22 protein-coding genes, 1 pseudogene and 1 riboswitch are annotated in these 25122 nt (G+C 70.1%); of the genes and pseudogenes, 12 read left to right on the top strand and 11 right to left on the bottom strand.

Going from position 1 to position 25122, the window contains the following annotated elements:
- Positions 1-678: 678 nt before the first annotated feature.
- Together ACWCQ6_RS24540 and ACWCQ6_RS24545 are read left to right on the top strand one after the other, a co-directional pair.
- The gene (locus ACWCQ6_RS24540) at positions 679-1512 is read left to right on the top strand and encodes a hypothetical protein (protein ID WP_451092606.1); all 834 of its coding nucleotides are present in this window, start codon (positions 679-681) and stop codon (positions 1510-1512) included.
- A 291-nt stretch (positions 1513-1803) separates the two neighbouring features.
- Positions 1804-3045, top strand: coding sequence for an esterase/lipase family protein (locus ACWCQ6_RS24545; protein ID WP_451092538.1), 1242 nt, complete (start codon positions 1804-1806; stop codon positions 3043-3045).
- A gap of 238 nt (positions 3046-3283) precedes the next feature.
- On the opposite strand, the gene groL is transcribed toward ACWCQ6_RS24545, so the two are convergent.
- From groL to thrC, 4 genes are all read right to left on the bottom strand, one after another.
- A complete protein-coding gene (gene groL / locus ACWCQ6_RS24550; RefSeq protein ID WP_072487928.1) occupies positions 3284-4906 on the bottom strand; it encodes a chaperonin GroEL in 1623 nt (540 codons plus the stop codon).
- Positions 4907-5256: 350 nt separating this feature from the next.
- Complete coding sequence (locus tag ACWCQ6_RS24555) at positions 5257-5463, bottom strand: cold-shock protein (protein WP_003967346.1); 207 nt, start codon at positions 5461-5463, stop codon at positions 5257-5259.
- 422 nt (positions 5464-5885) lie between these two features.
- Positions 5886-6164, bottom strand: a complete 279-nt coding sequence (locus ACWCQ6_RS24560) for a MoaD/ThiS family protein (RefSeq protein WP_266913776.1) — start codon at positions 6162-6164, stop codon at positions 5886-5888.
- Between the two features lie 30 nt (positions 6165-6194).
- Entirely contained in the window at positions 6195-7505 is a 1311-nt protein-coding gene (gene thrC / locus ACWCQ6_RS24565; protein WP_451092541.1) for a threonine synthase, read from the bottom strand.
- Between the two features lie 17 nt (positions 7506-7522).
- Positions 7523-7649, bottom strand: a riboswitch (SAM riboswitch).
- A 154-nt stretch (positions 7650-7803) separates the two neighbouring features.
- On the opposite strand from thrC, the gene ACWCQ6_RS24570 reads away from it, so the two are divergent.
- Together ACWCQ6_RS24570 and ACWCQ6_RS24575 are read left to right on the top strand one after the other, a co-directional pair.
- The gene (locus tag ACWCQ6_RS24570; RefSeq protein WP_451092543.1) at positions 7804-8787 is read left to right on the top strand and encodes a glucosyl-3-phosphoglycerate synthase; all 984 of its coding nucleotides are present in this window, start codon (positions 7804-7806) and stop codon (positions 8785-8787) included.
- A gap of 44 nt (positions 8788-8831) precedes the next feature.
- A complete protein-coding gene (locus ACWCQ6_RS24575) occupies positions 8832-10223 on the top strand; it encodes an alpha,alpha-trehalose-phosphate synthase (UDP-forming) (RefSeq protein WP_451092545.1) in 1392 nt (463 codons plus the stop codon).
- A 14-nt stretch (positions 10224-10237) separates the two neighbouring features.
- Here the strand turns inward: ACWCQ6_RS24575 and otsB are convergent, their stop codons facing one another.
- Together otsB and ACWCQ6_RS24585 are read right to left on the bottom strand one after the other, a co-directional pair.
- Positions 10238-11095, bottom strand: coding sequence for a trehalose-phosphatase (gene otsB, locus ACWCQ6_RS24580; protein WP_451092547.1), 858 nt, complete (start codon positions 11093-11095; stop codon positions 10238-10240).
- A gap of 176 nt (positions 11096-11271) precedes the next feature.
- A complete protein-coding gene (locus tag ACWCQ6_RS24585) occupies positions 11272-11532 on the bottom strand; it encodes a DUF3263 domain-containing protein (RefSeq protein ID WP_451092549.1) in 261 nt (86 codons plus the stop codon).
- A 310-nt stretch (positions 11533-11842) separates the two neighbouring features.
- On the opposite strand from ACWCQ6_RS24585, the gene ACWCQ6_RS24590 reads away from it, so the two are divergent.
- The 5 genes from ACWCQ6_RS24590 (at position 11843) to ACWCQ6_RS24610 (ending at position 16650) form a co-directional block, all read left to right on the top strand.
- The gene (locus tag ACWCQ6_RS24590) at positions 11843-12775 is read left to right on the top strand and encodes an ROK family protein (protein WP_451092551.1); all 933 of its coding nucleotides are present in this window, start codon (positions 11843-11845) and stop codon (positions 12773-12775) included.
- Positions 12775-13929: an N-acetylglucosamine-6-phosphate deacetylase gene (gene nagA, locus ACWCQ6_RS24595; protein WP_451092553.1), complete on the top strand. Its 1155-nt coding sequence runs from the start codon at positions 12775-12777 to the stop codon at positions 13927-13929. Before ACWCQ6_RS24590 ends, nagA begins: the two co-directional genes overlap by 1 nt.
- 170 nt (positions 13930-14099) lie before the next feature.
- The gene (locus ACWCQ6_RS24600; protein ID WP_451092608.1) at positions 14100-15077 is read left to right on the top strand and encodes a 1-phosphofructokinase family hexose kinase; all 978 of its coding nucleotides are present in this window, start codon (positions 14100-14102) and stop codon (positions 15075-15077) included.
- Between the two features lie 217 nt (positions 15078-15294).
- Entirely contained in the window at positions 15295-16161 is an 867-nt protein-coding gene (locus ACWCQ6_RS24605) for a class II fructose-bisphosphate aldolase (protein WP_451092555.1), read from the top strand.
- 72 nt (positions 16162-16233) lie between these two features.
- Entirely contained in the window at positions 16234-16650 is a 417-nt protein-coding gene (locus ACWCQ6_RS24610; protein ID WP_451092557.1) for a hypothetical protein, read from the top strand.
- Positions 16651-16709: 59 nt separating this feature from the next.
- Here ACWCQ6_RS24610 and ACWCQ6_RS24615 read toward each other — a convergent pair whose 3' ends face one another.
- The gene (locus ACWCQ6_RS24615; protein WP_451092559.1) at positions 16710-17672 is read right to left on the bottom strand and encodes a carbohydrate-binding protein; all 963 of its coding nucleotides are present in this window, start codon (positions 17670-17672) and stop codon (positions 16710-16712) included.
- 152 nt (positions 17673-17824) lie between these two features.
- Positions 17825-19468, bottom strand: coding sequence for a diguanylate cyclase CdgB (cdgB, locus tag ACWCQ6_RS24620; protein ID WP_451092561.1), 1644 nt, complete (start codon positions 19466-19468; stop codon positions 17825-17827).
- Between the two features lie 397 nt (positions 19469-19865).
- Here cdgB and ACWCQ6_RS24625 point away from each other — a divergent pair, with 397 nt between their 5' ends.
- Positions 19866-20372 (top strand): flavin reductase family protein, encoded by a 507-nt coding sequence (locus ACWCQ6_RS24625; protein ID WP_451092563.1) that lies wholly within the window; start codon positions 19866-19868, stop codon positions 20370-20372.
- A 33-nt stretch (positions 20373-20405) separates the two neighbouring features.
- Here the strand turns inward: ACWCQ6_RS24625 and arfB are convergent, their stop codons facing one another.
- The gene (gene arfB, locus ACWCQ6_RS24630; protein ID WP_093540299.1) at positions 20406-20840 is read right to left on the bottom strand and encodes an alternative ribosome rescue aminoacyl-tRNA hydrolase ArfB; all 435 of its coding nucleotides are present in this window, start codon (positions 20838-20840) and stop codon (positions 20406-20408) included.
- 183 nt (positions 20841-21023) lie between these two features.
- Between arfB and ACWCQ6_RS24635 the strand changes: the two genes are divergently transcribed.
- Entirely contained in the window at positions 21024-21599 is a 576-nt protein-coding gene (locus ACWCQ6_RS24635; protein ID WP_451092565.1) for a TerD family protein, read from the top strand.
- 265 nt (positions 21600-21864) lie between these two features.
- Positions 21865-23445 (top strand): M4 family metallopeptidase, encoded by a 1581-nt coding sequence (locus ACWCQ6_RS24640; RefSeq protein ID WP_451092567.1) that lies wholly within the window; start codon positions 21865-21867, stop codon positions 23443-23445.
- A 30-nt stretch (positions 23446-23475) separates the two neighbouring features.
- On the opposite strand, the gene ACWCQ6_RS24645 is transcribed toward ACWCQ6_RS24640, so the two are convergent.
- Together ACWCQ6_RS24645 and ACWCQ6_RS24650 are read right to left on the bottom strand one after the other, a co-directional pair.
- Positions 23476-24885 carry a M1 family metallopeptidase gene (locus ACWCQ6_RS24645; protein WP_451092569.1) on the bottom strand — a complete coding sequence of 470 codons (1410 nt, stop codon included), beginning with the start codon at positions 24883-24885 and terminating at the stop codon, positions 23476-23478.
- Positions 24886-24930: 45 nt separating this feature from the next.
- Positions 24931-25110, bottom strand: a pseudogene (locus ACWCQ6_RS24650) (hypothetical protein); the annotation flags it as partial.
- Between the last annotated feature and the right edge of the window lie 12 nt (positions 25111-25122).

Below are 25122 nucleotides of genomic sequence, written 5' to 3' on the forward strand. Positions count from 1 at the left end.
AGGGACCGCAGCTCGGCGGGGGAGAGGGCCTCAGGCATTGGGGGCAAGGTCCGTTCCCGCGCCGCGACGGCGGACCGCCACCAGATCCGTACGGCCGGCCGGTGTGCGGTTGGGTGCCCGTAGCTGGTCGGCGTACATCCGGCGATCAGACCAACCGGATGCCGAGCTGGGAACCGAGCTCGCTGAAGCCCAGCGCGGTCGCCGCCTTCCTCGACGCAGGGATGCGGCCCGCCACTGCGGCAGAAGGTCCTGTGCGAGCGCATGCCGGACCGAGGCGGATCCACCCCGCCGGCAGCGGCGCATCCGGAGCGCGTTCGGCGCATTCGGATCAGTGCGCGCGCCCCTTCTCACCAGGGATGTTCCGCCCGGGGCTCAAGCCGCGAGGTCCGAGCGCTCTTTCCGAGGAAAGGGAGGTGGGCCACTCCCCACCCACCCACCCCGAGCGGCGAGTTGACCGTTTGTGACCGACTTGCCACCGACGGTGGCAACGCCCTAGCGTGCCGAATACGGAGCGACGCTCCACGACACAGAACGGCCCCTGCCGGTGCACGAACACCAAAAACAGGGGCCTGACCACTTCGATCGTTTCAAAGGAGCGATCTGATGGCTGACAGCCAGTCTAGTGCCACCCCGTGCGCGCCGCACGTATCCTCACCCGCACCGCCGACCCCGCATCCCATGGCCAATCCCGGCTACGGCAAGCGGTCCGCGCCCTCGCAACTTCCCCGTACCGACCGGGATTTCGCGCACCTTCCGGCGCGCGAGGCGTCCATCGCCGCGTACATCGACCGGCTGCCCGAGGGCTCCGACATCTCCGTGAAGACGCTCGCCAAGCACCTCCCGTACGGGCAGTGCGCGCTGCGCACCGCTCTCAACCGGCTGCAGGACGCCGGGCATCTGCGGCGCGGCAGCGAGTGTGTCGCCGACGACGAGGTGCTGCTCTGGGTGACCCGGACGTTCTTCTCCCGGACCGCACGGGACGACGAGTGGTGGGCGGCGTTCACCCGGGGCGACGTACCGGTCGAGCAGCCCCGACGCCCCACTCGATCCCGCGCGTTCGTGCTGCTCGCGGCGCTGGGCCGCACCGCCCCCGCGCTCACGCTGTCGGCAGCGGACTGCACGGCGCTGGAGCCGCAGGTCGGCGAGTGGTTCGAGCGCGGGGCCGGCGAGGCCGAGCTGCTGCACGCCCTCACCGACGGGCTCCCCACTCCCGTCCACCACCCGGCCGGCCTCGTCCGCAGGCGGCTCGCCGACAAGATGCCACCCGAACGAGTCGCTCCGGCACCGCGACGAACAGTGTTGCGCACCCTCGAATGCAGCGAATGCGGCTCACCGGGCAGCGCGGAGGCATTGATCGGCGGCCGGTGCAGGCCATGCCGGGGCGAAGCGGTCGCCGCACCCGCCGGGCCCGACGGAGCCGTACCGGCGAACGCCGTACGCGAGCGGATGAACGAGGTACGGGCAGGACTGGCCCGCCGGTCCGTCAAACCGCGTCACTCCAAGAGTCGGTGAGACCGCGCCTCCCCGACAGCCCATGAGGCCGCGCCGCCCCGACAGCCCATGAGGCCGCGCCGCCCCGACGACCCACGAGGCCGCACCCCCCTGGCGACCCGTGAGACCGCGTCGCCCCGGCGACCCGTGAGACCGCGCCGCCCCCACGGCCTGCGGGGCCGGACCGTCACCCGGTGTCCGAAACCGGCTCCCACCTGGGGGTGGTTTGATCCGCTTTCCCACGCCCGGGCGCTACGTTGCGTGTTCCTCTTGGCGCGCATCGTAATCAACCGGCCCAAAGGGGAACGAACCATGTCCGAACCGTCCCACGAGCAGATCGTTTCCGGACTCCGCGACAAACCCCCCATCGCTCTGGCTCCCGGCCCCCGCCTGGACGCCGAGAGGCCCAGCTCCCTTCCGTTGCCGCCCAGCGAGGTCTGGGATCTGCCGGGCGGTACCGCCTGGGTCTACTACGGCGAGGGGAACGCCGGTCTCGTACGGCCGGTCATCTTCGCCGACGGCTTCGGCTCGGGGCCGAGCGAGCTGGAATTCTCCTGGCAGATCATGGAGTTCGGTGACTACGCGTTCATCAGCGAGCTGCGCCGCCGTGGCCATGACGTCGTCCTTCTCGGCTTCCATGAGCGCAGCGCGTCGATTCTGGACAACTCCCGGACCGTGCGGGAAGCGATCACGCGGGCGATCGCGGAGCGGGAGAGCGACACGCCGCTGGCCGTCGGCGGGTTCAGCATGGGCGGGCTCGCCTCCCGGCATGCGCTGGCCAGGATGGAAACCGATCACATCGACCACCGGACGGCGCTGTACTTCTCGTACGACAGCCCGCACCGGGGCGCCTGGATCCCGGTCGGGCTCCAGGCGTTCGCCCACTACATCAAGGATCTCGACAGCCGGTTCTCCGACCAGATCAACAGCCCGGCCGCCCGCCAGCTGCTGTGGCGGCACATCGCGAAGTGGGACGACACACCGGACCAGAGCGACGAACGCGCCGCGTTCCTGGCCGAGATGGCGGCCGTCGGCGAGTGGCCGCAGCGGCCCCGGCGGATCGGCGTCGCCAATGGCGTGGCCGACGGCATCGGCACCGATGTGCGGCCGGGCGAACTGGCTCTGGAGGGAAAGGGCCTGTCGATCGTGGGGACCAAGCTCTACACCCAGGGTCCGGGGCGCGACGAACTCGCCGCGAATCTACGGGTGTTGACGTCGAAGACCAACGATGTCCGTACGAACGGACTCCCGTCGATCGACGGCGCACCCGGCGGCTCGCTGGAGGGCTTCGGCATCCTCGCCGACGCCTTCAACGCCCTGAATCCCTTCCTCGGCTTCAAGGCCGACGTACGCATCCGGTCGCACTGCTTCGTGCCGGCGGTCAGCGCGGTCGACATCCGCGATCTGGACACGGACGAGGAGCTGTACGCGGAGATCTCCTCGCTCCCGGAGGAGGACAGCGGACTCGACGAGTTCAAGCACGCTTCCCGCAACGAGGGACACACCCTCGTCACGGAGGAACTCTGCACCTGGCTGCTCGACCGCCTGCCGTAGGACCCCGCACCCGCACCACCACAGCCACAGAAGCAGTCACAGAAGCAGCCACGGCCACAGCTGTCATCAGAGCGGTGGAGCGGCGCAGTTCGGCGCAGTTCGGCGCAGTTCGGCGCAGTTCGGCGCAGTTCGGCGCAGTTCGGCGCAGTTCGGCGCGAAAACCGTATCGGCCCCCTGGACCAGCTGGTCCAGGGGGCCGATACGGCAAAGCTGTACAGGAACTACCGATCCGTCAGGATCAGAAGTCCATGTCACCGCCCGGCATGCCGCCCGGAGCGGCCGCAGCGGCCTTCTCCGGCTTGTCGGCGATGACGGCCTCGGTGGTGAGGAAGAGCGCGGCGATGGACGCGGCGTTCTGCAGGGCGGAGCGCGTGACCTTCGCCGGGTCGAGGATGCCCTCGGCGATCATGTCGACGTACTCGCCGGTCGCGGCGTTCAGACCGTGGCCGACGGCCAGGTTGCGCACCTTCTCGACGACGACGCCGCCCTCGAGACCACCGTTGACGGCGATCTGCTTCAGCGGGGCCTCCAGCGCCAGCTTGACGGCGTTGGCGCCGGTCGCCTCGTCACCCGAGAGCTCCAGCTTCTCGAAGACGGCCGAGGCCTGGAGCAGAGCCACGCCACCACCGGCGACGATGCCCTCCTCGACGGCGGCCTTGGCGTTGCGCACCGCGTCCTCGATGCGGTGCTTGCGCTCCTTGAGCTCGACCTCGGTCGCGGCACCGGCCTTGATGACGGCCACGCCGCCGGCCAGCTTCGCGAGGCGCTCCTGGAGCTTCTCGCGGTCGTAGTCCGAGTCGGAGTTCTCGATCTCGGCGCGGATCTGGTTGACGCGGCCCTGGACCTGGTCGCTGTCACCGGCACCGTCGACGATCGTCGTCTCGTCCTTGGTGATGACGACCTTGCGGGCGCGGCCGAGCAGGTCGAGACCGGCGTTCTCCAGCTTGAGGCCGACCTCCTCGGAGATGACGGTGCCACCGGTGAGGATGGCGATGTCGCCGAGCATGGCCTTGCGGCGGTCACCGAAGCCCGGGGCCTTGACGGCGACGGACTTGAAGGTGCCACGGATCTTGTTGACGACCAGGGTCGACAGGGCCTCGCCCTCGACGTCCTCGGCGATGATCAGCAGCGGCTTGCCGGACTGCATGACCTTCTCCAGCAGCGGAAGGAGGTCCTTCACGTTGCTGACCTTGGAGTTGACGATCAGGATGTACGGGTCGTCGAGGGACGACTCCATGCGCTCCATGTCGGTGGCGAAGTACGCCGAGATGTAGCCCTTGTCGAAGCGCATACCCTCGGTGAGCTCCAGCTCCAGACCGAAGGTCTGGGACTCCTCGACGGTGATGACGCCTTCCTTGCCGACCTTGTCCATGGCCTCGGCGATGAGCTCGCCGATCTGGGTGTCGGCGGCGGAGATGGAGGCCGTCGAAGCGATCTGCTCCTTGGTCTCCACGTCCTTGGCCTGCTCCAGGAGGGCGGCGGAGACGGCCTCGACGGCCTTCTCGATGCCCCGCTTGAGCGCCATCGGGTTGGCACCCGCGGCGACGTTGCGCAGACCCTCGCGGACGAGAGCCTGGGCGAGAACGGTGGCGGTGGTCGTACCGTCGCCGGCGACGTCGTCCGTCTTCTTGGCGACCTCCTTGACCAGCTCCGCACCGATCTTCTCGTACGGGTCCTCCAGCTCGATCTCCTTGGCGATGGAAACACCATCGTTGGTGATCGTGGGGGCGCCCCACTTCTTCTCAAGGACGACGTTGCGACCCTTGGGGCCAAGGGTGACCTTGACGGCGTCGGCGAGCTGGTTCATGCCGCGCTCGAGACCGCGCCGGGCCTCCTCGTCGAACGCGATGATCTTGGCCATGTGAAGTGGTCCTCCCGGACAGGGGTGGATTTCTCCGGACCGAGTGGCGCCCGCGACGGACGGCCTGCGTGACCGGTGGTTCCTTGCCCCACCGACCTGCGGGCCTCACCGGCCCGGTCCAAGTTCTGTCACTCTCACCTGGAGAGTGCTAACGCCAATGATTAGCACTCGACCCCCGAGAGTGCAAGCGTCCCCCTCGCGATGTGGACACCGCGCCGGGGTGCGCGGGGGGCGCGGGAGGCGCGGGCGAGGCACGCACGAGACGCACCGAGGGCCCGTACCCCCCGGGGTACGGGCCCTCAGCGCGTGAGTGCAGTGCGTGAGTGGTGTCGTTGGCCGACCGCTCGAACTCAGCCGACGGCGAGCTTGACCATGTCTGCCTGCGGCCCCTTCTGGCCCTGCGAGATCTCGAATTCAACTCGCTGACCCTCTTCGAGGGTGCGGTACCCGTCCATCTGGATCGCGCTGTAGTGGACGAAAACATCCGCACCACCGTCGACCGCGATGAAGCCGTACCCCTTCTCCGCGTTGAACCACTTGACGGTGCCCTGAGCCATGCCTAACTCCCCTATTACTGGCCCTTGCGCAGGACCGCACTTCGCGGACCCGGGTCAGAACCCACCCTCCGACAGGAGAGGGTGTGTGTGCGCCGGAACGCGTCGACCGCGGCTGAATGTATCTGCCCAACTGCCCTCTGCAACAGGTCAATCGGACGAGAATTCTCGGCAGCACCGAACGCCCGGATATGCGGAATTCATATGAATCCTGGGCAAGTCGGGCCAGGCAAAGGTGACTTATGCCTCAAGCGGATCGCGTACTTTGGCTGCATCTTGTCGTGGCCGGGCGCATTCTCGTATGCGGGCGGCACGGGCAGCTGGGGGGACTTCCCACACTCTACCGCGCTCAACCATGCAGAATTGCCCCCTCCGCGATTGAAGCGGAGGGGGCAATTCGATGGCGCGGTGGGCCGGACGGGGCGTCAGCAGCCGCCGGCCACGGCCGGGATGATCGAGATGCCGGCACCGTCCGGCGTGGCCGTCTCCAGACCGCCCTCGAAGCGCACGTCGTCGTCGTTGACGTACACGTTCACGAAGCGGCGCAGCTTGCCCTGGTCGTCCAGGACGCGGGCGGCGATGCCCGGGTGGTTCTGCTCCAGGGACTCGATGACCTGGGAGAGGGTCGAGCCCTCGGCCGGAACCTCGGCCCGGCCGCCCGTGTAGGTGCGGAGGATGGTGGGGATGCGGACCTTGACGCTCATGGTGGGTGTCCTTCCTGAAGTCTCGGGTGGTCAGCGGGTGGCGAGGCCGGCCGCGCGGAACGCGTCCAGGCTGGGACGGATCGTCGCGGTCGCCTGAGAGGTCTCGGCCACCGCGTCGAGGGTCTTGAGACCGTCACCCGTGTTGAGTACGACGGTGGTCAGCGCCGGGTCGATCAGACCGGCCTCGATGAGCTTCTTCGTCACGCCGACCGTCACACCGCCCGCCGTCTCCGCGAAGATGCCCTCGGTGCGCGCCAGCAGCTTGATCGCCTCGACGACCTGCTCGTCGTTCACGTCCTCCACGGCGCCACCGGTGCGGCGGGCGATGTCCAGGACGTACGGGCCGTCGGCCGGGTTGCCGATGGCGAGGGACTTGGCGATCGTGTTCGGCTTCTGCGGCCGGACGACGTCGTGGCCGCCCTTGTACGCGACCGAGACCGGCGAGCAGCCCTCGGCCTGGGCGCCGAAGAGCTTGTAGGGCTTGTCCTCGACCAGGCCGAGCCTGATCAGCTCCTGGAGACCCTTGTCGATCTTGGTGAACTGCGAGCCGGAGGCGATCGGGACGACCAGCTGGTCCGGGAGCCGCCAGCCGAGCTGCTCGCAGATCTCGTACGCCAGGGTCTTGGAGCCCTCGCCGTAGTACGGACGCAGGTTGACGTTGACGAAGCCCCAGCCCTCGCCGAGCGGGTCTCCGATGAGTTCGGAGCAGAAGCGGTTGACGTCGTCGTAGTTGCCTTCGATGCCGACCAGCTCGCCGCCGTACACCGCGGCCATGACGACCTTGCCCTGCTCCAGGTCGTGCGGGATGAACACGCAGGAGCGGAAGCCGGCACGGGCGGCGGCGGCACCGACGGCACCGGCGAGGTTGCCGGTGGAGGAGCAGGAGAGGGTGGTGAAGCCGAAGGCGCGGGCGGCCTCGATGGCCTGGGCGACGACGCGGTCCTTGAAGGAGTGCGTGGGGTTGCCGGAGTCGTCCTTGACGAACAGCTTGCCCTGCTCGACGCCGAGCTCACGGGCGAGGTTGTCGGCCTTGACGAGCTTGGTCCAGCCGGGGTTCAGGTTCGGCTTCTCGGCGACATCGGCGGGGACCGGCAGCAGCGGGGCATAGCGCCAGATGTTGGCCGGTCCGGCCTCGATACGCTTCTTCAGCTCTTCCGGGGAGCCGCTCGGCAGGTCGTACGCGACTTCGAGCGGTCCGAAGCAGGACGCGCAGGCGAAGATGGGGCCGAGCTCGAAACACTCGCCGCACTCGCGGCAGGAAAGGCCCGAAGCGGGACCGAGGTCGACGGCTTCGGCGTCGACGGAAGAATCGGTGCTTACTGCAACGGTCTGCACAGCCATGGTGGCGAGGCCCTTTCTCCTCATCTTCCTCGCGGCGCGTTTCGCCACGAGACGGAATTGGCACCTTCCTCACCGGACCTCGCGGTCGGTGGGGGGGTTGCCGGGACTTCAACGGGCCGTTCCCTCAGTCCCTCTGGATGAGCGCTGTGGCACCGGATCTTCGATCCGGGCATTTATCGGCGGACGGACCCCGGCATGCGATGGCCGTCCGCGTTGTTCAAGACTGTAACCGAAGCACCGGACTGTTGAGATAGCCGTCCGAACCGCGAGATGGATCACATACAGGGGAGTATCGACCGTGCTGGAAGAGGTCGAATGCTGGCTGTCCAGGCGTTCCTGGTCGGCCGCCGACCGCCCGCTGGACCACCTTCTGGCCGCCAGGGCCGCGGCCGGGGAAGCGGGCCGCGGGAGCGTCAGTGTCGTGCTGCCCGCGCTGAACGAGGAGGCGACGGTCGGCGAGATCGTCGCGACGATCCGGCGCGAGCTGATGGAGAAGGTCCGGCTGGTCGACGAGCTGGTGGTGATCGACTCCGGTTCCACGGACGCCACCGCGCAGGTCGCCCGGGAGGCCGGCGCCCGGGTGGTGCACCGCGACGCGATACTCCCCCGGATACCGGCCGTGCCCGGCAAGGGCGAGGTGCTGTGGCGGTCGCTCCTGGTCACCGGCGGTGACATCGTGTGCTTCGTCGATGCCGATCTGAGGGACTTCTCGGCGGACTTCGTCTCCGGCATCGTCGGCCCGCTGCTGACCGACCCGGACGTGCAGTTCGTGAAGGCGATGTACGACCGCCCCTTCGTCACCGGCCCCGACGAACCCGCCTCCGGCAGGACCACGGGTCAGGGCGGTCGCGTGACCGAGCTGGTGGCGCGTCCGCTGCTCAATCTGCACTGGCCGCAGCTGGCGGGCTTCGTCCAGCCGCTGGGCGGCGAGTACGCCGTGCGCCGCTCCCTGCTCGAACGGCTGCCCTTCCCCGTCGGCTACGGCGTGGAACTGGGCCTGCTGGTCGACGCGCTGCACACCGTGGGGCTGGACGCGCTGGCCCAGGTCGACGTGGGGGTGCGCAAACACCGGCACCAGGACGGGCAGGCGCTCGGCCGGATGGCGGCGGCGATCTACCGGACCGCGCAGCTCCGGCTGTCCCGCGGTCACTTGGTGCGCCCGGCGCTCACCCAGTTCGAGCGCGGCGCGAACGGCTTCGTACCGCGCACCCATGCCGTGGACACCGAGGAGCGGCCCCCGATGTGCGAGATCGAGGAGTACGTTTCGCGCCGCGCGGCCTGACTTCGCACGTTTGGGCGGTTCGTGATCCGGCTAGATTCCGCAACATGGTCTCCGAGCACGAAGCCCAGCTCTCCGCCCAGGTCCTCGTCGCCTCCAACCGCGGCCCGGTGTCGTACACCCTGGAGGCGGACGGATCGCTCGACTCGAAGCGGGGCGGCGGTGGTCTCGTCTCCGGGCTGAGCGCCGTCGAGGACAAGCTGTGGGTGTGCGCCGCGCTCGGTGACGGGGACCGGGAGGCGGTCCGGCGCGGGGTCGGTGAGCCGGGCGTGCGGATGCTCGACATCGACGCGGACGTCCACGCCGACGCGTACAACGGCATCGCGAACTCGGTGCTCTGGTTCGTCCACCACATGCTGTACCAGACACCGCTGGAGCCGGTCTTCGACGCGGAGTTCCGGCGGCAGTGGGCGTCGTACGAGAGCTACAACCGGGCCTTCGCCGAGGCGCTCGCCGAGGAGGCCGGGCGGAAAGCCGCGGTGCTGGTGCAGGACTACCACCTGGCACTGGTGCCGGGCATGCTCCGCGAGCTCCGCCCCGACCTGCGGATCGGCCATTTCTCGCACACCCCGTGGGCGCCCGTCGACTACTTCCGGCTGCTCCCCGACGACATCGCCGAGCAACTGCTGCACGGCATCCTGGGCGCGGACCGGGCGGCGTTCCTGACCCGGCGCTGGGCGGACGCGTTCATCGGCTGCTGCACCCAGATCCTGGGCGGCACCGGGCGGACCAGGATCGGGGTGCACGGGCTCGGCGCGGACGCGGACTTCCTGCGCCGCCGGGCGCACGAGGCGGATGTGGACGAGCGGATGGCGGTGCTGCGCGAGCAGGCCGGTCCAGGCCGGAGGACGATCGTGCGGGTGGACCGGACGGAACTGTCCAAGAACATCGTGCGCGGGCTGCTCGCGTACCGCGCGCTCCTGGACGAGCGGCCCGAATGGCGCGAGCGCGTCGTCCATGTCGCCTTCGCCTACCCCTCCCGGCAGGACCTGGCGGTGTACCGGGACTACACGGCCGAGGTGCGGCAGGTCGCCGACGACATCAACGCCGTGTACGGCACGGAGGGCTGGACGCCGGTCGTGCTGCACGTCAAGGACGACTTCGCCCGCTCGCTCGCCGCGTACCGGCTGGCCGACGTGGCGCTCGTCAATCCGATCCGGGACGGCATGAACCTGGTCGCCAAGGAGATCCCGGTCGTCTCCGACCACGGCTGCGCGCTGGTGCTGTCGCGGGAGGCGGGGGCGTACGAGGAGCTGGGCAGCGACGCGGTCGTGGTGAATCCGTACGACGTCTCGGCGACGGCGGCGGCGCTGCACGAGGCGCTGACGATGGCGGAGGACGAACGGGCCGCCCGCACCGAACGCCTGGCCGCGGCGGCGGTCGCGTTGCCGCCGCAGCAGTGGTTCCTGGACCAGCTGGACGCGCTGCGGCGGGAGTGAGCCGCCGGGGCCGGTCAGATCCGCCGGGCCAGTTCGGCCAGGAAGGCGACGACGTCGCCCGGTCCGCCGAGCAGCAGGTCGGCCCGCGCGGCCAGTTCGGGCACCTCCGCGCTGCCGCTGCAGACCAGCAGGCCGGGGATACCGTCGGGGCCCTCGGTCCGCAGCTTCTCCACCGCGGCGTAGGCGGCGAGGTCGCCGAGGTCGTCGCCCGCGTACAGCACGGACTCGGCGTCCGTCTCGCGCAGGTACTGGGCGAGCGCCACGCCCTTGTCCACGCCCGGCGGGCGCAGCTCCAGGACCATCCGGCCCGGCTCCACGATCAGTCCGTGCCGGGCGGCGAGCTCGCCGAGGGGGCTGCCCAGCGCCTCGAACGCGGCCTGCGGGTCGGCGGCCCGGCGGGTGTGGACGGCGATCGCCCGGCCCTTTTCCTCGATCCAGGTGCCGTGCCACGCGCCGGACCGGTCCAGCACGCCCGGGAGTTCGGCGCGGACCGCGGTGATGCCGGGGTGCGGGGCGGGGGCGTGGACGGTGCCGGAGGCGGCGTCCCAGCGTTCGGCGCCGTAGTGGCCGAGGACGACGAGGTGGTCGAGGCCGGACACTCCGGCGAAGCCGCCGTGCCGGACCGCGACGCCGGCCGGGCGGCCGGTGATCACGGCGATGGAGGCCACTTTCGGGGCGAGTGCGGCGAGGGCCTCGACGGCGCCGGGGTGGGCGCGGGCCTGTTCCGGGTCCGGGACGATGTCGGCGAGGGTGCCGTCGAAGTCGAGCGCGATGACGGCGCGGTCGGGGCGCGCGAGGATCGCGGCAAGGGCCTCGCGGCCGGGTCGGGTGGTGGGAGTCGGGAGCGCGGCTGCTTCGGAGTTGCTGCCCATGGGGGGAGCCTATAGCCGGGGCGGGGAGTTGGGGCGGTGCGGGCGTCCTCGGGGCGCGGTCCCCGGACCCCCGCTCCTCGATCGCCGAAGGGCCCTGGATTAGGGGCTTGGTCTTGCCGGAGGGCCCTGGTTCTACCGGAGGAGCCCGGTTCTGCCGCAGGGGCTTGATCCGGTGCTCAGCGGCGTCCGCGTTTCGCGTCTCTCACCCGGCGCAGCCGGTTGACCGTCACCGGGTCCTCCGCCAGGGCGCGACGGTCGTCGATCAGGGCGTTCAGGAGCTGGTAGTAGCGCGTGGGCGAGATGCCCAGCTGTTCGCGGATCGCCCGCTCCTTCGCCCCGGGGCCGGACCACGACTGCCGTTCCACGGCGAGCACGGCGCGGTCCCTGTCGCAGAGGCCGTCCGGTTCGTCGTCGTGGTCATTCGTGGGGGCGGTCATATCAGCCAACATATCGCCCGTCCGCAGGGCCGCCATCCGCCGGAACGACTCCCGAGGGCTGTCCGCCGCGGCCGCCGCGGCCGAATCACGCGCGATCTTCCCGAGGACGCCCTCGGGGCGGGGCACGTCCCGGACCACCCGCGCAACCTCTCGCGCAGCGTGATCCTTTCGCCCTGAGGCAGTCCGGGGCGGCCCGGTTCCCGTGCCCCTGCCATGCCGTGCATTTCATTTGCCGGGATTTTGTATGCATCCGCAACAAACCAGGATAGTGGACTAGACCTTTTTGGCTCCTCGGGCGAAACTGTTCCCCGTGAAACACGTCATCGCCCTCGATGTGGGCGGCACAGGAATGAAGGCCGCACTGGTCGGGGCCGACGGCGCCCTGCTGTACGAGGCACGGCGGGCGACCGGCAGAGAACGCGGCGCCGATGCGGTCGTGGAGTCGATCCTCGGTTTCGCCGCCGATCTGCGGGCGTACGGCGAGGAGCACTTCGGCGAGAGCGCCGTCGCGGCCGGTGTCGCCGTGCCCGGCATCGTCGACGCCGAGAACGGGATCGCGGTCTACGCCTCGAACCTGGGCTGGCGCGACGTACCCATGCGGCACCTGCTCGGCGAGCGGCTCGGCGGCGTTCCCGTCGCGCTCGGCCACGACGTACGCACCGGCGGGCTCGCCGAGGGCCGGATCGGCGCGGGCAAGGGCGCCGACCGCTTCCTCTTCGTACCGCTGGGCACCGGCATCGCCGGGGCCATCGGCATCGCGGGCACGATCGAGGCGGGCGCGCACGGGTACGCGGGCGAGATCGGGCACATCGTGGTCCGGCCGGACGGGCCCCACTGCAGCTGCGGACAGCGCGGCTGTCTGGAGACCCTGGCTTCCGCCTCCGCCGTCAGCCGCGCCTGGGCCGCCGCGTCCGGCGACCCCGAGGCTGACGCGGCCAACTGCGCGAAGGCCGTCGAGTCCGGCGACCCGGCGGCGGTGGAGGTCTGGCGGAACGCGGTGGACGCGCTCGCCGCCGGGCTGGTCACCGCGCTGACGCTGCTCGACCCGAGCACGCTCATCATCGGTGGCGGCCTCGCCGAGGCCGGGGAAACCTTGTTCACACCACTCCGTGCGGCCGTCGAGGAACGCGTCACGTTCCAGAAGCTGCCCCACATCGTCCCGGCGGCCCTCGGGGACACCGCCGGATGCCTGGGCGCGGGGCTGCTCGCCTGGGATCTTCTCTCCACGGAGGTATCCGTCTGATGGCCGGACGCGCAGACAGCACAGTTCTCGCAGGTGCCCGGGTGGTGCTTCCCACCGGGACCGTCGAGAACGGCCGGGTGATCGTCGAAGGCACCCGGATCGCGGGCAGCGCGGCCGAGGACGCCCGGACCCTCGACCTGAGCGGCCACTGGGTGGTCCCCGGCTTCGTCGACATGCACAACCACGGCGGCGGCGGCGCTTCCTTCACCTCCGGCACCGTGGACGAGGTCCTCACCGGCATCCGCACCCACCGCGAGCACGGCACCACCACGCTGGTCGCCTCCACGGTCACCGGCGAGATGGACTTCCTCGCCCACCGGGCCGGTGTCCTCTCGGAGCTGGTGGAGCAGGGCGACCTGGCCGGCATCCACTTCGAGGGCCCGTTCATCTCGCCGTGCCGCAAGGGCGCGCACAGCGAGGACCTGCTGCGCCACCCGGACCCGGCCGAGGTCCGCAAGCTGATGGACGCGGCGCGCGGCACCGCGAAGATGTTCACGCTCGCCACCGAACTGCCGGGCGGCATCGACTCGGTGCGGCTGCTCGCCGAGCACGGCGTCATCGCCGCGGTCGGGCACACCGATGCCACGTACGAGCAGACCGTCGAGGCGATCGACGCGGGCGCCACCGTCGCCACACACCTCTTCAACGCGATGCCGCCGCTCGCCCACCGCGAGCCCGGCCCGATCGCCGCGCTGCTGGAGGACGAGCGGATCACCGTCGAGCTGATCAACGACGGCACGCATCTGCACCCCGCGGCACTGGAGCTGGCCTACCACCACGCGGGCGCCCACCGCGTCGCGCTGATCACCGACGCCATGGACGCGGCCGGCTTCGGCGACGGCCTGTACCAGCTCGGCCCGCTCGCGGTCGAGGTCAAGGACGGCGTCGCGCGGCTGGTCGAGGGCAACTCGATCGCGGGCTCCACCCTCACCCTGGACACCGCCTTCCACCGGGCCGTGACCATCGACCGGATCCCGGTCGGCGACGTGGTGCAGTCCATCTCCGCCAACCCGGCCCGGCTGCTCGGCGTGTACGACCGGGTCGGCTCGTTGGAGCCGGGCAAGGACGCGGACCTGGTGGTCCTGGACGAGGACTTCGCGCTCAAGGGCGTCATGCGCAGGGGCGAATGGATCAAAGAGCCCAGGATCGGCTGATCTGCCCCGTTATTGACGGCGAGTCGAATACGTAACGAAGAGACGGCGGTTGGTCCACAGGTCTGGGCCGACCGCCGCCTCTTTGACATGATCGCCTTGAAAACAGCCAGCGAAAGCGCATTCCGCCCATGGTTTCGCGCTTCGGAGCAGGGATCGAGGGAGCGGCCGCGGTGATCCTCACGGTCACACTGAATACGGCACTCGACCTGACGTACGGCGTCCCGGCACTCGTCCCGCACGCCAGCCACCGGGTCAGCGAGGTGTCCGAGCGACCCGGCGGCAAGGGACTCAATGTGGCCCGGGTGCTCGCCGCCCTCGGCCACGAGACGGTGGTCACCGGCTTCGCCGGAGGCTCCACCGGGGCAGTGCTCCGCGAGCTGCTGGCCGGCCTGCCTACGGATGCCCCCGCGCCCGGAACAGCCCCCGCGCCGATCACCGACGCCCTCGTCACCGTCGCCGGGAACACCCGCCGCACCATAGCCGTCGTCGACCGGGCCACCGGCGACACCACCCAGCTCAACGAACCCGGCCCGCTCGTCGCCGCCGCCGAGTGGACCGCCCTCTTCGGCCGGTACGAGGAGCTCCTCGCCGGGGCCGACGCCGTCGCGCTCTGCGGCAGCCTGCCGCCCGGCATCCACGTCGGCGCCTACGCCGAACTGGTCCGCTCGGCCCGCGCCGCCGGTGTCCCCGTGCTCCTGGACACCAGTGGCGAACCGCTCCGCCGCGGCATCGCCGCCCGCCCCGACCTGATCAAGCCGAACGCCGACGAGCTCGCCCGGCTCACCGGCTCCCGTGAACCGATGCGCGCCACCCGCGACGCCCGCCGCCGCGGCGCCCACGGAGCCATCGCCTCACTGGGAGCGGACGGCATGCTGGCGGTCACCCCCGAGGGCAGCTGGCGGGCGGCGCCGCCCGCCAAGGTCCTGGGCAATCCGGCCGGCGCAGGCGACTCCGCCGTGGCCGGGCTGCTGTCCGGCCTCGTCGAGGGGCTGAGCTGGCCGGACCGGCTGCGGCGGGCAGTGGCCCTGTCGACGGCGACCGTGCTCTCCCCGACGGCCGGCGACTTCGACCGCGCGGCGTACGAGGAGCTGCTGCCGCGCGTCGACGTCGAGGAACACGCACCGGCGGCCCGAGAGACTGCCGGGTGACCTCTGATCGGGTGGCCACACACACCCTGGCACGCGCGCTTCCCGCGTTGCCGGGATGCCCTGGTAGCTCTGCTACGGGGCCATCCCAGCGCCTTGGAATCGCACGCACCAGACTGCGTCCGCTTTCCGATCGAAGGTCACCTGACAGCCTCTGAGAGGCCGCGCCCGCCCCGGACCGGCCCGCGGGCCGGTCCGAAAGAAGCAGCAAGAGGTCAGCATGCCGCTCGTCAGCACCGGTGAACTCGTCTCCGCCGCCCAGGCCCGGGGACGCGGGATCGCCGCCTTCAATGTCATCACGCTGGAGCACGCGGAGGCCATCGCGGCCGGTGCGGAGCGTGCCGGAGCCCCCGCCATCCTCCAGATCTCCGAGAACGCCGTGAAGTTCCACGGCGGACGGCTCTCCCCGATCGCCGCCGCGGCCGCCGCCGTCGCCCGCGCCTCCGGTGCCCCGCTCGCCCTCCACCTCGACCACGTCGAGTCCGTGGAGCTGCTCCACCAGGCGCACACCGAGGGCTTCGGCTCCGTCATGTTCGACGCGTCCAAGCTGTCGTACGAGGAGAACGTGCGGGCCACGGCCGAGGCGGTGGCCTGGGGTCATGAGCGCGGCATCTGGATCGAGGCCGAGCTCGGCAAGGTCGGCGGCAAGGAGGGCGAGGCCCCGCTCGACGCCCACGCCCCCGGTGTCCGTACGGACCCGGCCGAGGCCGCCGCGTACGTCCGCGACACCGGGGTGGACGCGCTGGCCGTCGCCGTCGGCTCCTCGCACGCGATGACCGAGCGCACCGCCGCCCTGGACCACGAGCTGATCGGCCGGCTCCGCGAGGCCGTCCCGGTCCCGCTGGTGCTGCACGGCTCCAGTGGCGTCCCGGACGAGGAGATCCGCCGGGCCGTCGCGTCCTCCGGCATGGTCAAGATCAACGTGGGCACGGCCCTGAACACCGCGTTCACCGGCGCGGTGCGGTCGTACCTGGCCGAGAACACCACGGGCGTGGACCCGCGCAAGTACATCGCCCCGGGGCGCGAGGCGATGGCGGCGACGGTGGCGAATTTTCTGGCGATCTTGGTGGATTCGGCCAACGCGTGACTCAAATGCGCGTTCGATTTTGATCAATCATGAAATAGGTTCGATTCATCGACACTTCAGAGAAGGAGCACAGTGAGAAAAACCATTCTGGGAGGGGCGATTCTGTCCGCCGCCCTGCTGACCGTCACCGCTGCAAACCCCGCCCAGGCCGCAAGCTCGGTCGCCTCGACGATCGTAGGTTGCAGCACAGCCGGTTCATCCGGCTCGATCACGATCGAAAACTGGACCGGCCCCGGCGCCACGGTGAAACTGACCATCAGCCTGTACGACACCGCGGCCGACGGTCACCACTCTCGGATCCGACTCGTGTCCAAGGACACATTCGGCAAGATTCATAACTGGTCGTGGCGGATGAACTATGACGGCCAAGGCAACGGCAATACCTGGACGACCACCGCTTCGCACACCAACGGCCTCTTCGAACTTGGTGTGAACGTGGCCACGTTCGAAGGCGACACGATGCTGAATGCCTGCTCGGACTGGTCGTAACCGCAGAACAGCCTGTTTACTCGTTGGCGGCGCTTCCCGCGCCACCAACGAGCGGTTGATCACCTTTTGACATGCCCTGGCTTGAGCGACAGCTGATCGAGATACGTTTCGCACGAATCCCCTTGCTCGCAGGAGAGCTTGATGGTGTTCGGGCCCTCCTTGAGATTGATCCAGCCAAACGTGGTCGTCCAGCCCATTTCCCAGTCACCTTCCGCCGCGTTCGCGTAGTTCTCCATGCTGATAGACCGGGGCTTCTCGTCGTTGACCGACAGCGACGTCTTGGCATCCTTGCCGGGCACGGAGTAGGTCACAAAGACCGTGTACGCGCCCCCCTTTGGCACCTCGACCGACCAGGTGACAGACCGGCCGAGTTCGTTGAGGTCAACATACGCGCCGCCCGCGCCCTTCGCTCCCTTGACGTTGTTACCCAGGACCGCCGTGCCGCCGAGCTTCAGCGTCGCCGCGTCCTGCTCGGGCATCTCGGCCGGGGCCTCGGAGCTGGGGGACTGCTGGGGCTTCGGGGACTCCTCGACCTGGTCGCCGGGGCCCGCCGAGGAGGTGGCCTCGTCCCTCTTCTCGTCCTTGTCCGGGTCACCGGTGATCAGCGCGGCGCCGATGCCGATGAGCACGACCAGGACCACCGCGACCGCGCCGATCAGCAGGCCCTTGGTGTTCGGACCGCCCTTGCCGGGGCCGCCGGAACGGCCGCGGCCGCCCTGCTGCGGGATCTGCCCGGGGCCGCCGGGGTACGTCTCCGGGGCGGCGTACTGGGCGTTCGGCTGGCCGTACGCCTGCTGCTGGCCGTACGCCTGCTGCGGTGCCTGCTGGCCGTACTGGCGCTCGCCGACGGTGCGTACCTGGTTGTACGAGGTCCGGGGCACACCGGGCTGCGGTGCCACCGGCGGGTAGCCGTAGCCGCCCTGCCGCGGCGGCTGGGCGCCTGCCGCCTGTCCGTCCTCGTACAGGTAGCCGAACGGATCGTCGTCCTCGGGCGTGTTTGCGCCGTTGTTCCCGGCCGTCATCCCTGGGTCACTCCTCACCATGTCGCCAGCCGTCGCCGAATATTGCCAGCCGTGGCCGACCGGCCGAGCCTACCCCGAACGGCCCACACCAAGAATTGCCGTCGCGGGTACCGGAACGGCGTCGGAGCGCGGGAACAGCGCCGCCGTCAACGTCAGCCGGCCCTGCGATGAACCTTGGAACGGGACCGCTTCTCCACGTACATCCGCTGGTCGGCGGAGGCCAGCACCTCTTCGGCGGTCATGCCGCAGGCGGCCCAGCCGATGCCGAAGCTCGCCCCCACCCGCACCGCCCTGCCGTCGACCCGGATCGGCGGAATGATGGCGTTGCGCAGGCGTACGGCCAGGTCCGCGGCGTCCGCGTCGCCGAGCCCGTCGGCGAGGACGACGAATTCGTCACCCCCGAGCCGGGCCACGGTGTCGCCGTCACGGACACCGGTGGTGAGCCTGCGGGCGACCTCGATCAGCACCGCGTCACCGGTGTGGTGGCCGAAGCGGTCGTTGATCGACTTGAAGCCGTCGAGGTCGCAGAAGAGGACCGCGAGCCCCTTCGCCCCGTCGTCGTGCTCGGTGTCGGGGGCGACGACGTGCACATGGTGGTCGTAGGGGCCACCGGGTGCCGGGTCGACCTCGTAGCCGCGCGTCCGCGCTTCCGGGTCGTCGAGGTCGCCGTAGGCCGCGTCGAGCGCCTGCACCGGGGTGGTGACCGCCGCGTTCGGGCGCTCGCAGAGCCGGGCACCCAGCCGGGAGCGCAGCTCGGCGCTGTTGGGCAGGCCGGTGAGCGCGTCGTGCGAGGCCCGGTGCGCGAGATTCAGCTCGTGGCGCTTGCGCTCCTCTATGTCCTCGACATGGGTGAGCAGGAAGCGGGGGCCGTCCGCGGTGTCGGCGACGACGGAGTTGCGCAGCGAGACCCAGAGGTAGGTGCCGTCGCGCCGCCCGAGCCGCAGCTCGGCGCGACCGCCCTCGGCGGAGGTGCGCAGCAGGGTGCCGATGTCCTCGGGGTGGACGAGGTCGGCGAAGGAGTAGCGGCGCAGCACGGACGCGGGCCGGCCGAGCAGCCGGCACAGGGCGTCGTTGGTGCGCAGCAGCCGGCCGTGCTGGTCGCCGCCCATCTCGGCGATGGCCATGCCGCTGGGCGCGTACTCGAAGGCCTGGCGGAAGGACTCCTCGCTGGCCCGCAGCGCCTGCTGTTCCCGTTCCAGACGGACCAGCGCCCGCTGCATGTTTGCTCTGAGCCGGGCGTTGCTGATCGCAATGGCGGCCTGTGACGCGTACATCTGGAGGGCCTCGCGGCCCCAGGCGCCGGGACGGCGGCCGTTGCGCGGGCGGTCCACGGAGATGACACCCAGCAGATCGGCACCGCCGCCGGAGGCGTACATCGGGGCGTAGAGGCGGTCCTCGGGGTGCCACTCGTCCTCGAAACGGGGGTCGGGCCCGTCGGTGTGCCACTGCGGCACGTCGTCGTCGAGGAGGACCCAGCCGTCGGTGTGGGGTATGAAACGGAGCTCGTCCCAGGCCTGCCCCATGGTCAGTCGGCGCTCCCAGGAGGCGCGCGAGCCGACCCGGCCGGTGATCAGGGCTTCCGCCGCACTGTTGCCCGCGAAGGCGGCGACCACGAGATCACCGTCGGGGCGGACCAGGTTCACACAGGCCAGCTCGTAGCCGAGACCGGTGACGATTCCGTCGGCCACGGTCTGCAGAGTGTCGGCCAGGCTCCGCGCCGTGTTGAGATCGGCCACGGCCTGGTGCAACTGCCGCATCGTCGCAAGACGGACGTACGGCTCCGACTCGGCCTCCATTGCTCGCACTCCCCGAGACCTCGACAGCACTCCAGGTTTCATATCGACGTACTTACTGCAGTGTCACGGCAACTGAATCACAGTGAGCTGTGCCGTCGGTACACAGGGTCAACGAATATTGCACTCTGTGACTCAAGTCACAACAGATGGTAAAGAGTCGCGAGTGCCGTACGGATTCGCCCCATACTTTTCTTGAACGCAAATCCGGACGTTGCAGCGCCGACCGCACCCGCCCCCGTGGACCACGGCCCGCGCCCACCCCGCGAACCACGGGTCCTAGGACCCGGCTGGTCCCTTGGCCCGATGCGGAGGTGTGCGCTCCACGGCTAGCGTGCCCGATGTGCTGCAGACGACGACCCCCGCCCCGCGCCCCCGGCCCATCCCCCATGCTGAGGGGGTGAGCAACGATGAGTTCCGAGGCGCCCTCGCCCGGCTTGCCGCCGGCGTCGTGCTGATCACCGCCCAGGAGCCGCCGCTGGACGAGAACGGACGGGGCGAGGACGTCGGCATGACGGCGACCGCCTTCATGTCGGTCTCCCTGGACCCGCCGCTGGTGATGGTGAGTCTGCGCAACGGCTCCCGGATGGACGACCTGCTGTCGGAGCAGCCGCTGTGGGCGGTGTCCGTGCTCGCCGAGAGCCAGCGGCACGTCGCCGGGCGGTTCGCGATGAAGGGCCGGATCAGCGACCGGCTGCTGTTCGAGGACATCCCCTACACCCGGGGCGAGGTCACCGCCGCGCCGTTGATCGGCGGCGCGCTGGCCACGCTGGAGTGCCGTACCGAGCAGCGGGTCCTGGCGGGCGACCACACGCTGGTGATCGGGCGGGTGCTGAGTGCGGCCCTGCCCAGCGCGGAGGGGGCGCCGCTGACGTACTTCCGGGGGCGGTACCGGCAGCTGGGGTGAGGGCGGCGGGGACCGGGGCCAAGGGCCCGGTCCTCACCAGTCGCGGCCGGAGCGGCCGCGCTTGGTCTCGCCGCGCTGCTTCTTCTCGCGCAGCCGTCGTTCGTTGATGCCCCGCGGGATCCGTGTCTTGCGGCGCGGCCTCGGGGGCGGCGCCGTCGCCTCGGCGAGCAGGGAGGCGAGCCGTACGAGAGCGGTCTCGCGGTTGCGCCACTGGGAGCGGTGCTCGGAGGCCCGTACCGCGATCACCCCGCCCACGAGCCTGCTCTCCAGACGCTGGAGCGCCCGCTCCTTCCACACCTCGGGGAGCGACTCGGTCGCCGCGAGGTCGAAGCGGAGCTCCACCTGGGAATCGCTGGTGTTGACGTGCTGCCCGCCGGGTCCCGAGGACCGCGAGAAACGCCACATGAGCTCGGCCTCCGGCAGGGAGACCGAACCGCGGATGACATAGGGCCCGGACATGACACCCATGTTCCCCGGACCGGAGGGTGTTCGTCACCTTCTTTTGTCGTACCGGCCGTCCGGCCGGCCGGAGGATTTCGGTAAAGAAAGCAAAGGGATCAGGAACCTCCTGGTCCCTTGTCCGCGTTAAGACCTGTGACGGAAGCTTCGTGATGGCATGGAGCCCGCAATCCACGATGAAAGGGACTTCCCATGGCTGTAAGCCTGTCCAAGGGCGGCAACGTCTCCCTCACCAAGGAGGCCCCGGGCCTGACCGCCGTCACGGTCGGCCTCGGCTGGGACGTCCGCACCACCACCGGCACCGACTTCGACCTCGACGCCTCGGCGATCGCGGTCACCCCCGCCGGCAAGGTCGTCTCCGACGGTCACTTCGTCTTCTTCAACAACAAGTCGACGCCCGACCAGACCATCGTCCACACCGGTGACAACGTCACGGGCCAGGGCGAGGGCGACGACGAGCAGATCAACGTCAACCTGGCGGGCCTGCCGGCCGACGTCGACAAGATCGTCTTCCCGGTCTCCATCTACGACGCCGAGTCCCGCAGCCAGAACTTCGGCCAGGTGCGCAACGCGTTCATCCGCATCGTCAACCAGGCCGGCGGCACCGAGATCGCCCGCTACGACCTGAGCGAGGACGCCGCCACCGAGACCGCCATGGTCTTCGGCGAGCTGTACCGCAACGGCGCCGAGTGGAAGTTCCGCGCCGTCGGCCAGGGTTACGCCTCCGGCCTGCGCGGCATCGCCCAGGACTTCGGCGTCAACATCTGACGCACGGGCACATTAGCGAAAGCCCCCGGCCGCCCGGCCGGGGGCTTTCGTGTGCGCACGGCGGGAGCGGACACATAGCGCCCGCTATGCGGTGCCACCGGACATCTGCGCCCAACTCCCGTCAATTAACGGGCACATGTGTATTCCATTCGGACAAGAAGAGGTCAAATAAATGTGAGGCATTTGTTAGTGCACCGTCAATCCTGGTCATTCGGTGGCACGCTCTCGGCTCGTAACCCCCCACGGAACGAGCAACGGAGAGCGCATGACCCCCCACATGAACACCCGTCGCGCCGCAGCCCTGGCCGCAGTGACCGCGATGGTTGTCGTAGGCATGCAGACCGGTGCGGCGAACGCCGTGCCCGACAACGGCAATGGCGGTCACTCCGCCACTCGCAGCGTCGTCCCCTTCAGCGCGAACAAGGCCTCGCAGCGCACGGCCGCCATCAAGTCCGCGCAGAGCGAAGCCTCTTCGACCGCCGACTCGCTCGGACTGGGCGGCCGGGAGAAGCTGATCGTCCGTGACGTGATCAAGGACGCCGACGGCACGGTCCACACCCGTTACGAGCGCACCTACGACGGACTGCCGGTGCTCGGCGGCGACCTCATCACCCACACCGCCCCCGGTGGAAAGCTCAAGGGCGTCACCAAGGCGACCGAGGCCCGGATATCGGTGCCGTCCACGACGCCGAAGATCAAGACCGCGGCCGCCGCCCGCAAGGTGATCTGGGCGGCCTCCGGCAAGCCCGTCCTCGCCCTGGAGACGGTGCGGACCGGGGTGCAGAAGGACGGCACGCCGAGCCGGGTGCACACCATCACCGACGCGATCACCGGCAAAAAGCTCCAGAGCTACGAGGCGGTCGAGACCGGTGTCGGCAACAGCCAGTACAGCGGTGAGGTCGAGCTGTCGACCACCGCGTCCGGCTCCGGCTTCGAGCTCACCGACGGCGACCGCGGCGGCCACAAGACGTACGACCTCAACCAGGGCGAGAGCGGCACCGGCGACCTGGTCACGGACGACGACGACACCTGGGGCGACGGCACCGGCGACGACCGCCAGACCGCCGCGGTCGACGCCGCCTACGGCGCCGCGCAGACCTGGGACTTCTACAAGTCGGCGTTCGGCCGCGACGGCATCGCCGGTGACGGCAAGGCCGCGTACTCGCGGGTCCACTACGGCGACTCGTACGTCAACGCGTTCTGGGACGACAGCTGCTTCTGCATGACGTACGGCGACGGCGCCGACAACAAGAGCGCGCTGACCGCCCTCGACGTCGCGGGCCACGAGATGAGCCACGGCCTGACCGCGTCCACCGCCAACCTCGACTACTTCGGTGAGTCCGGCGGCCTGAACGAGGCGACCAGCGACATCCTCGGCACCTCGGTCGAGTTCGCCGCCGACAACAGCACGGACATCGGCGACTACCTCATCGGCGAGAAGATCGACATCAATGGCGACGGCACCCCGCTGCGCTACATGGACAAGCCGAGCAAGGACGGCGGCTCGGCCGACTACTGGGACAGCAGCGTCGGCGACCTCGACGTGCACTACTCCTCCGGCGTCGCCAACCACTTCTTCTACCTGCTGTCCGAGGGCAGCGGCGCGAAGACCATCAACGGGGTCGACTACGACTCCCCGACCGCCGACGGCTCGACCGTCACCGGCATCGGCCGGGACAAGGCCGTCCAGATCTGGTACAAGGCCCTCGCCGAGTACATGACGTCGTCCACCGACTACGCGGGCGCCCGTGAGGCGACCGAGAAGGCGGCGACCGACCTGTACGGCGCGGACAGCGCCGAGCTCGCGGCCGTCGGCGCCGCCTGGAGCGGTGTCAACGTGAAGTAGTACGGCCTGCGTTGCCCCACCGGGAGCCGGTCAGCCCTCCGAGGCGGGCCGGCTCCTGCCGTACAGCCAGGTGTCCCACAGCTCCGTCAGGTCCTTCCCGGTCGTCTTCTCCACATAGGCGGTGAAGTCGGCGGTCGACGCGTTGCCGTGCCGGTGGGCCTTCGTCCAGCCCTTGACGAGCTCGAAGAAACGCCGGTCGTCGTCCACAGCCTGCCGGACCTTGTGGACGACCATCGCCCCGCGCCCGTACACCGGCGCCTGCGAAATGTCCGCGGCCGTCGGCGGATCGGCCGGCGGGAAGGCCCAGTTGTCGTCGTCCTCGAAGGCGGCGTCGAACAGGTCCTGCATGGGACGGCCCTCCTTGTCGGCCTCCCACAGCCACTCCGCATAGGTCGAGAAACCCTCGTTGAGCCACATGTCCCGCCAGCTCACAGGGGTGACGGAGTCCCCGAACCACTGGTGGGCCATCTCATGGACGAGCAGCCCCACGTCCGGCGTCCCTGGGAAGACGGGCCGGGTCTGGGTCTCCAGGGCGTAGCCGGAGTCCTCGGAGCGCTCGACGATCGCGCCCAGGGCGGAGAAGGGGTACGGGCCGAACCGCTGCGCCTGCCACTTCACGACCTCGGGAACACGGGCGAGAATCCGCGCGCTGTCCGCCGCCACCGTCGTGTCCGCGGCGTTGAACACCTTGATGCCGTCCGGGGTCGTCGATGTCTTCGTGTCGAAGCGGCCGATGGCCACGGTCGCGAGATAGCTCGCCATCGGTTCGGGGGCGTGCCAGCGGAACGTGGTGGTGGTGCCCGACGTGCGCTGGGAGACCGGCTCGCCGTTGGACACCGCCGTCAGCCCCTTGGGGACGGTGACGGCGATGTCGTACGACGCCTTGTCGCTCGGGTGGTTGTTGCCGGGGAACCAGGCCATCGAGCCGGTCGGCTGGCCGAGCGCGACCGAACCGTCCGCGGTCCTCAGCCAGCCCTCCTCGGACCCGTCGGCATCGGTGAGGGTCCGCGGCGAGCCCGAGTAGCGGACGACCGTGTGGAAGGTGCCGCCCTTGCGCAGATGGCTCCTCACCTCGGCGTCGGGGCGCAGCGTCAGCTCCTGCCCCGCCCGGTTGACGGCGGCGGGGCGGCCCTCGACGGTCGCCGAGTCCACGGTGAGTCCGACGAGATCGAGATTGAAGGCGCTGAGGTCCTGGGTGGCGCGCGCGGTGATCGTGGCGGTGCCGCGCAGCCGGTGGGCGGCCGGGTCGACGTCGAGCGCGAGGTCGTAGTGCGTGACGTCGTAGCCGCCGTTGCCGAGCTTCGGGAAGTACGGGTCGCGCAGGCCGGCGGCGCCGGGCTTGCCCTCGACCCCGCCGGTGCAGCCGGTGGAAGCCGTCAGCGCCAGCAGGACGAGAGCGGCGACGCGGGCCGCGCGGCGTACGGGTGTTCGCTGATCCACATCGGCGATCCTAGGCGCGGAATGCCCGATTGGCGGGATATCGGCTCAGAGGAACGCGATCCCCAGCGGACGGGTGCCCGCGGCCAGCTCGAACGGCCGGTGCTCGCCGGTGAGATCGACGACGGTGACGCCGTTGCCGTACCCGTCGCGGGTGAGGCCCTCGGGGACGTAGGCCGTGCGGCCGTCGCCGGACACCGCGACGTCCTCGTACGGCCGCCGCCATGGCCAAGGAGCAGC

The sequence above is a fragment of the Streptomyces sp. NPDC001880 genome (assembly GCF_053594575.1).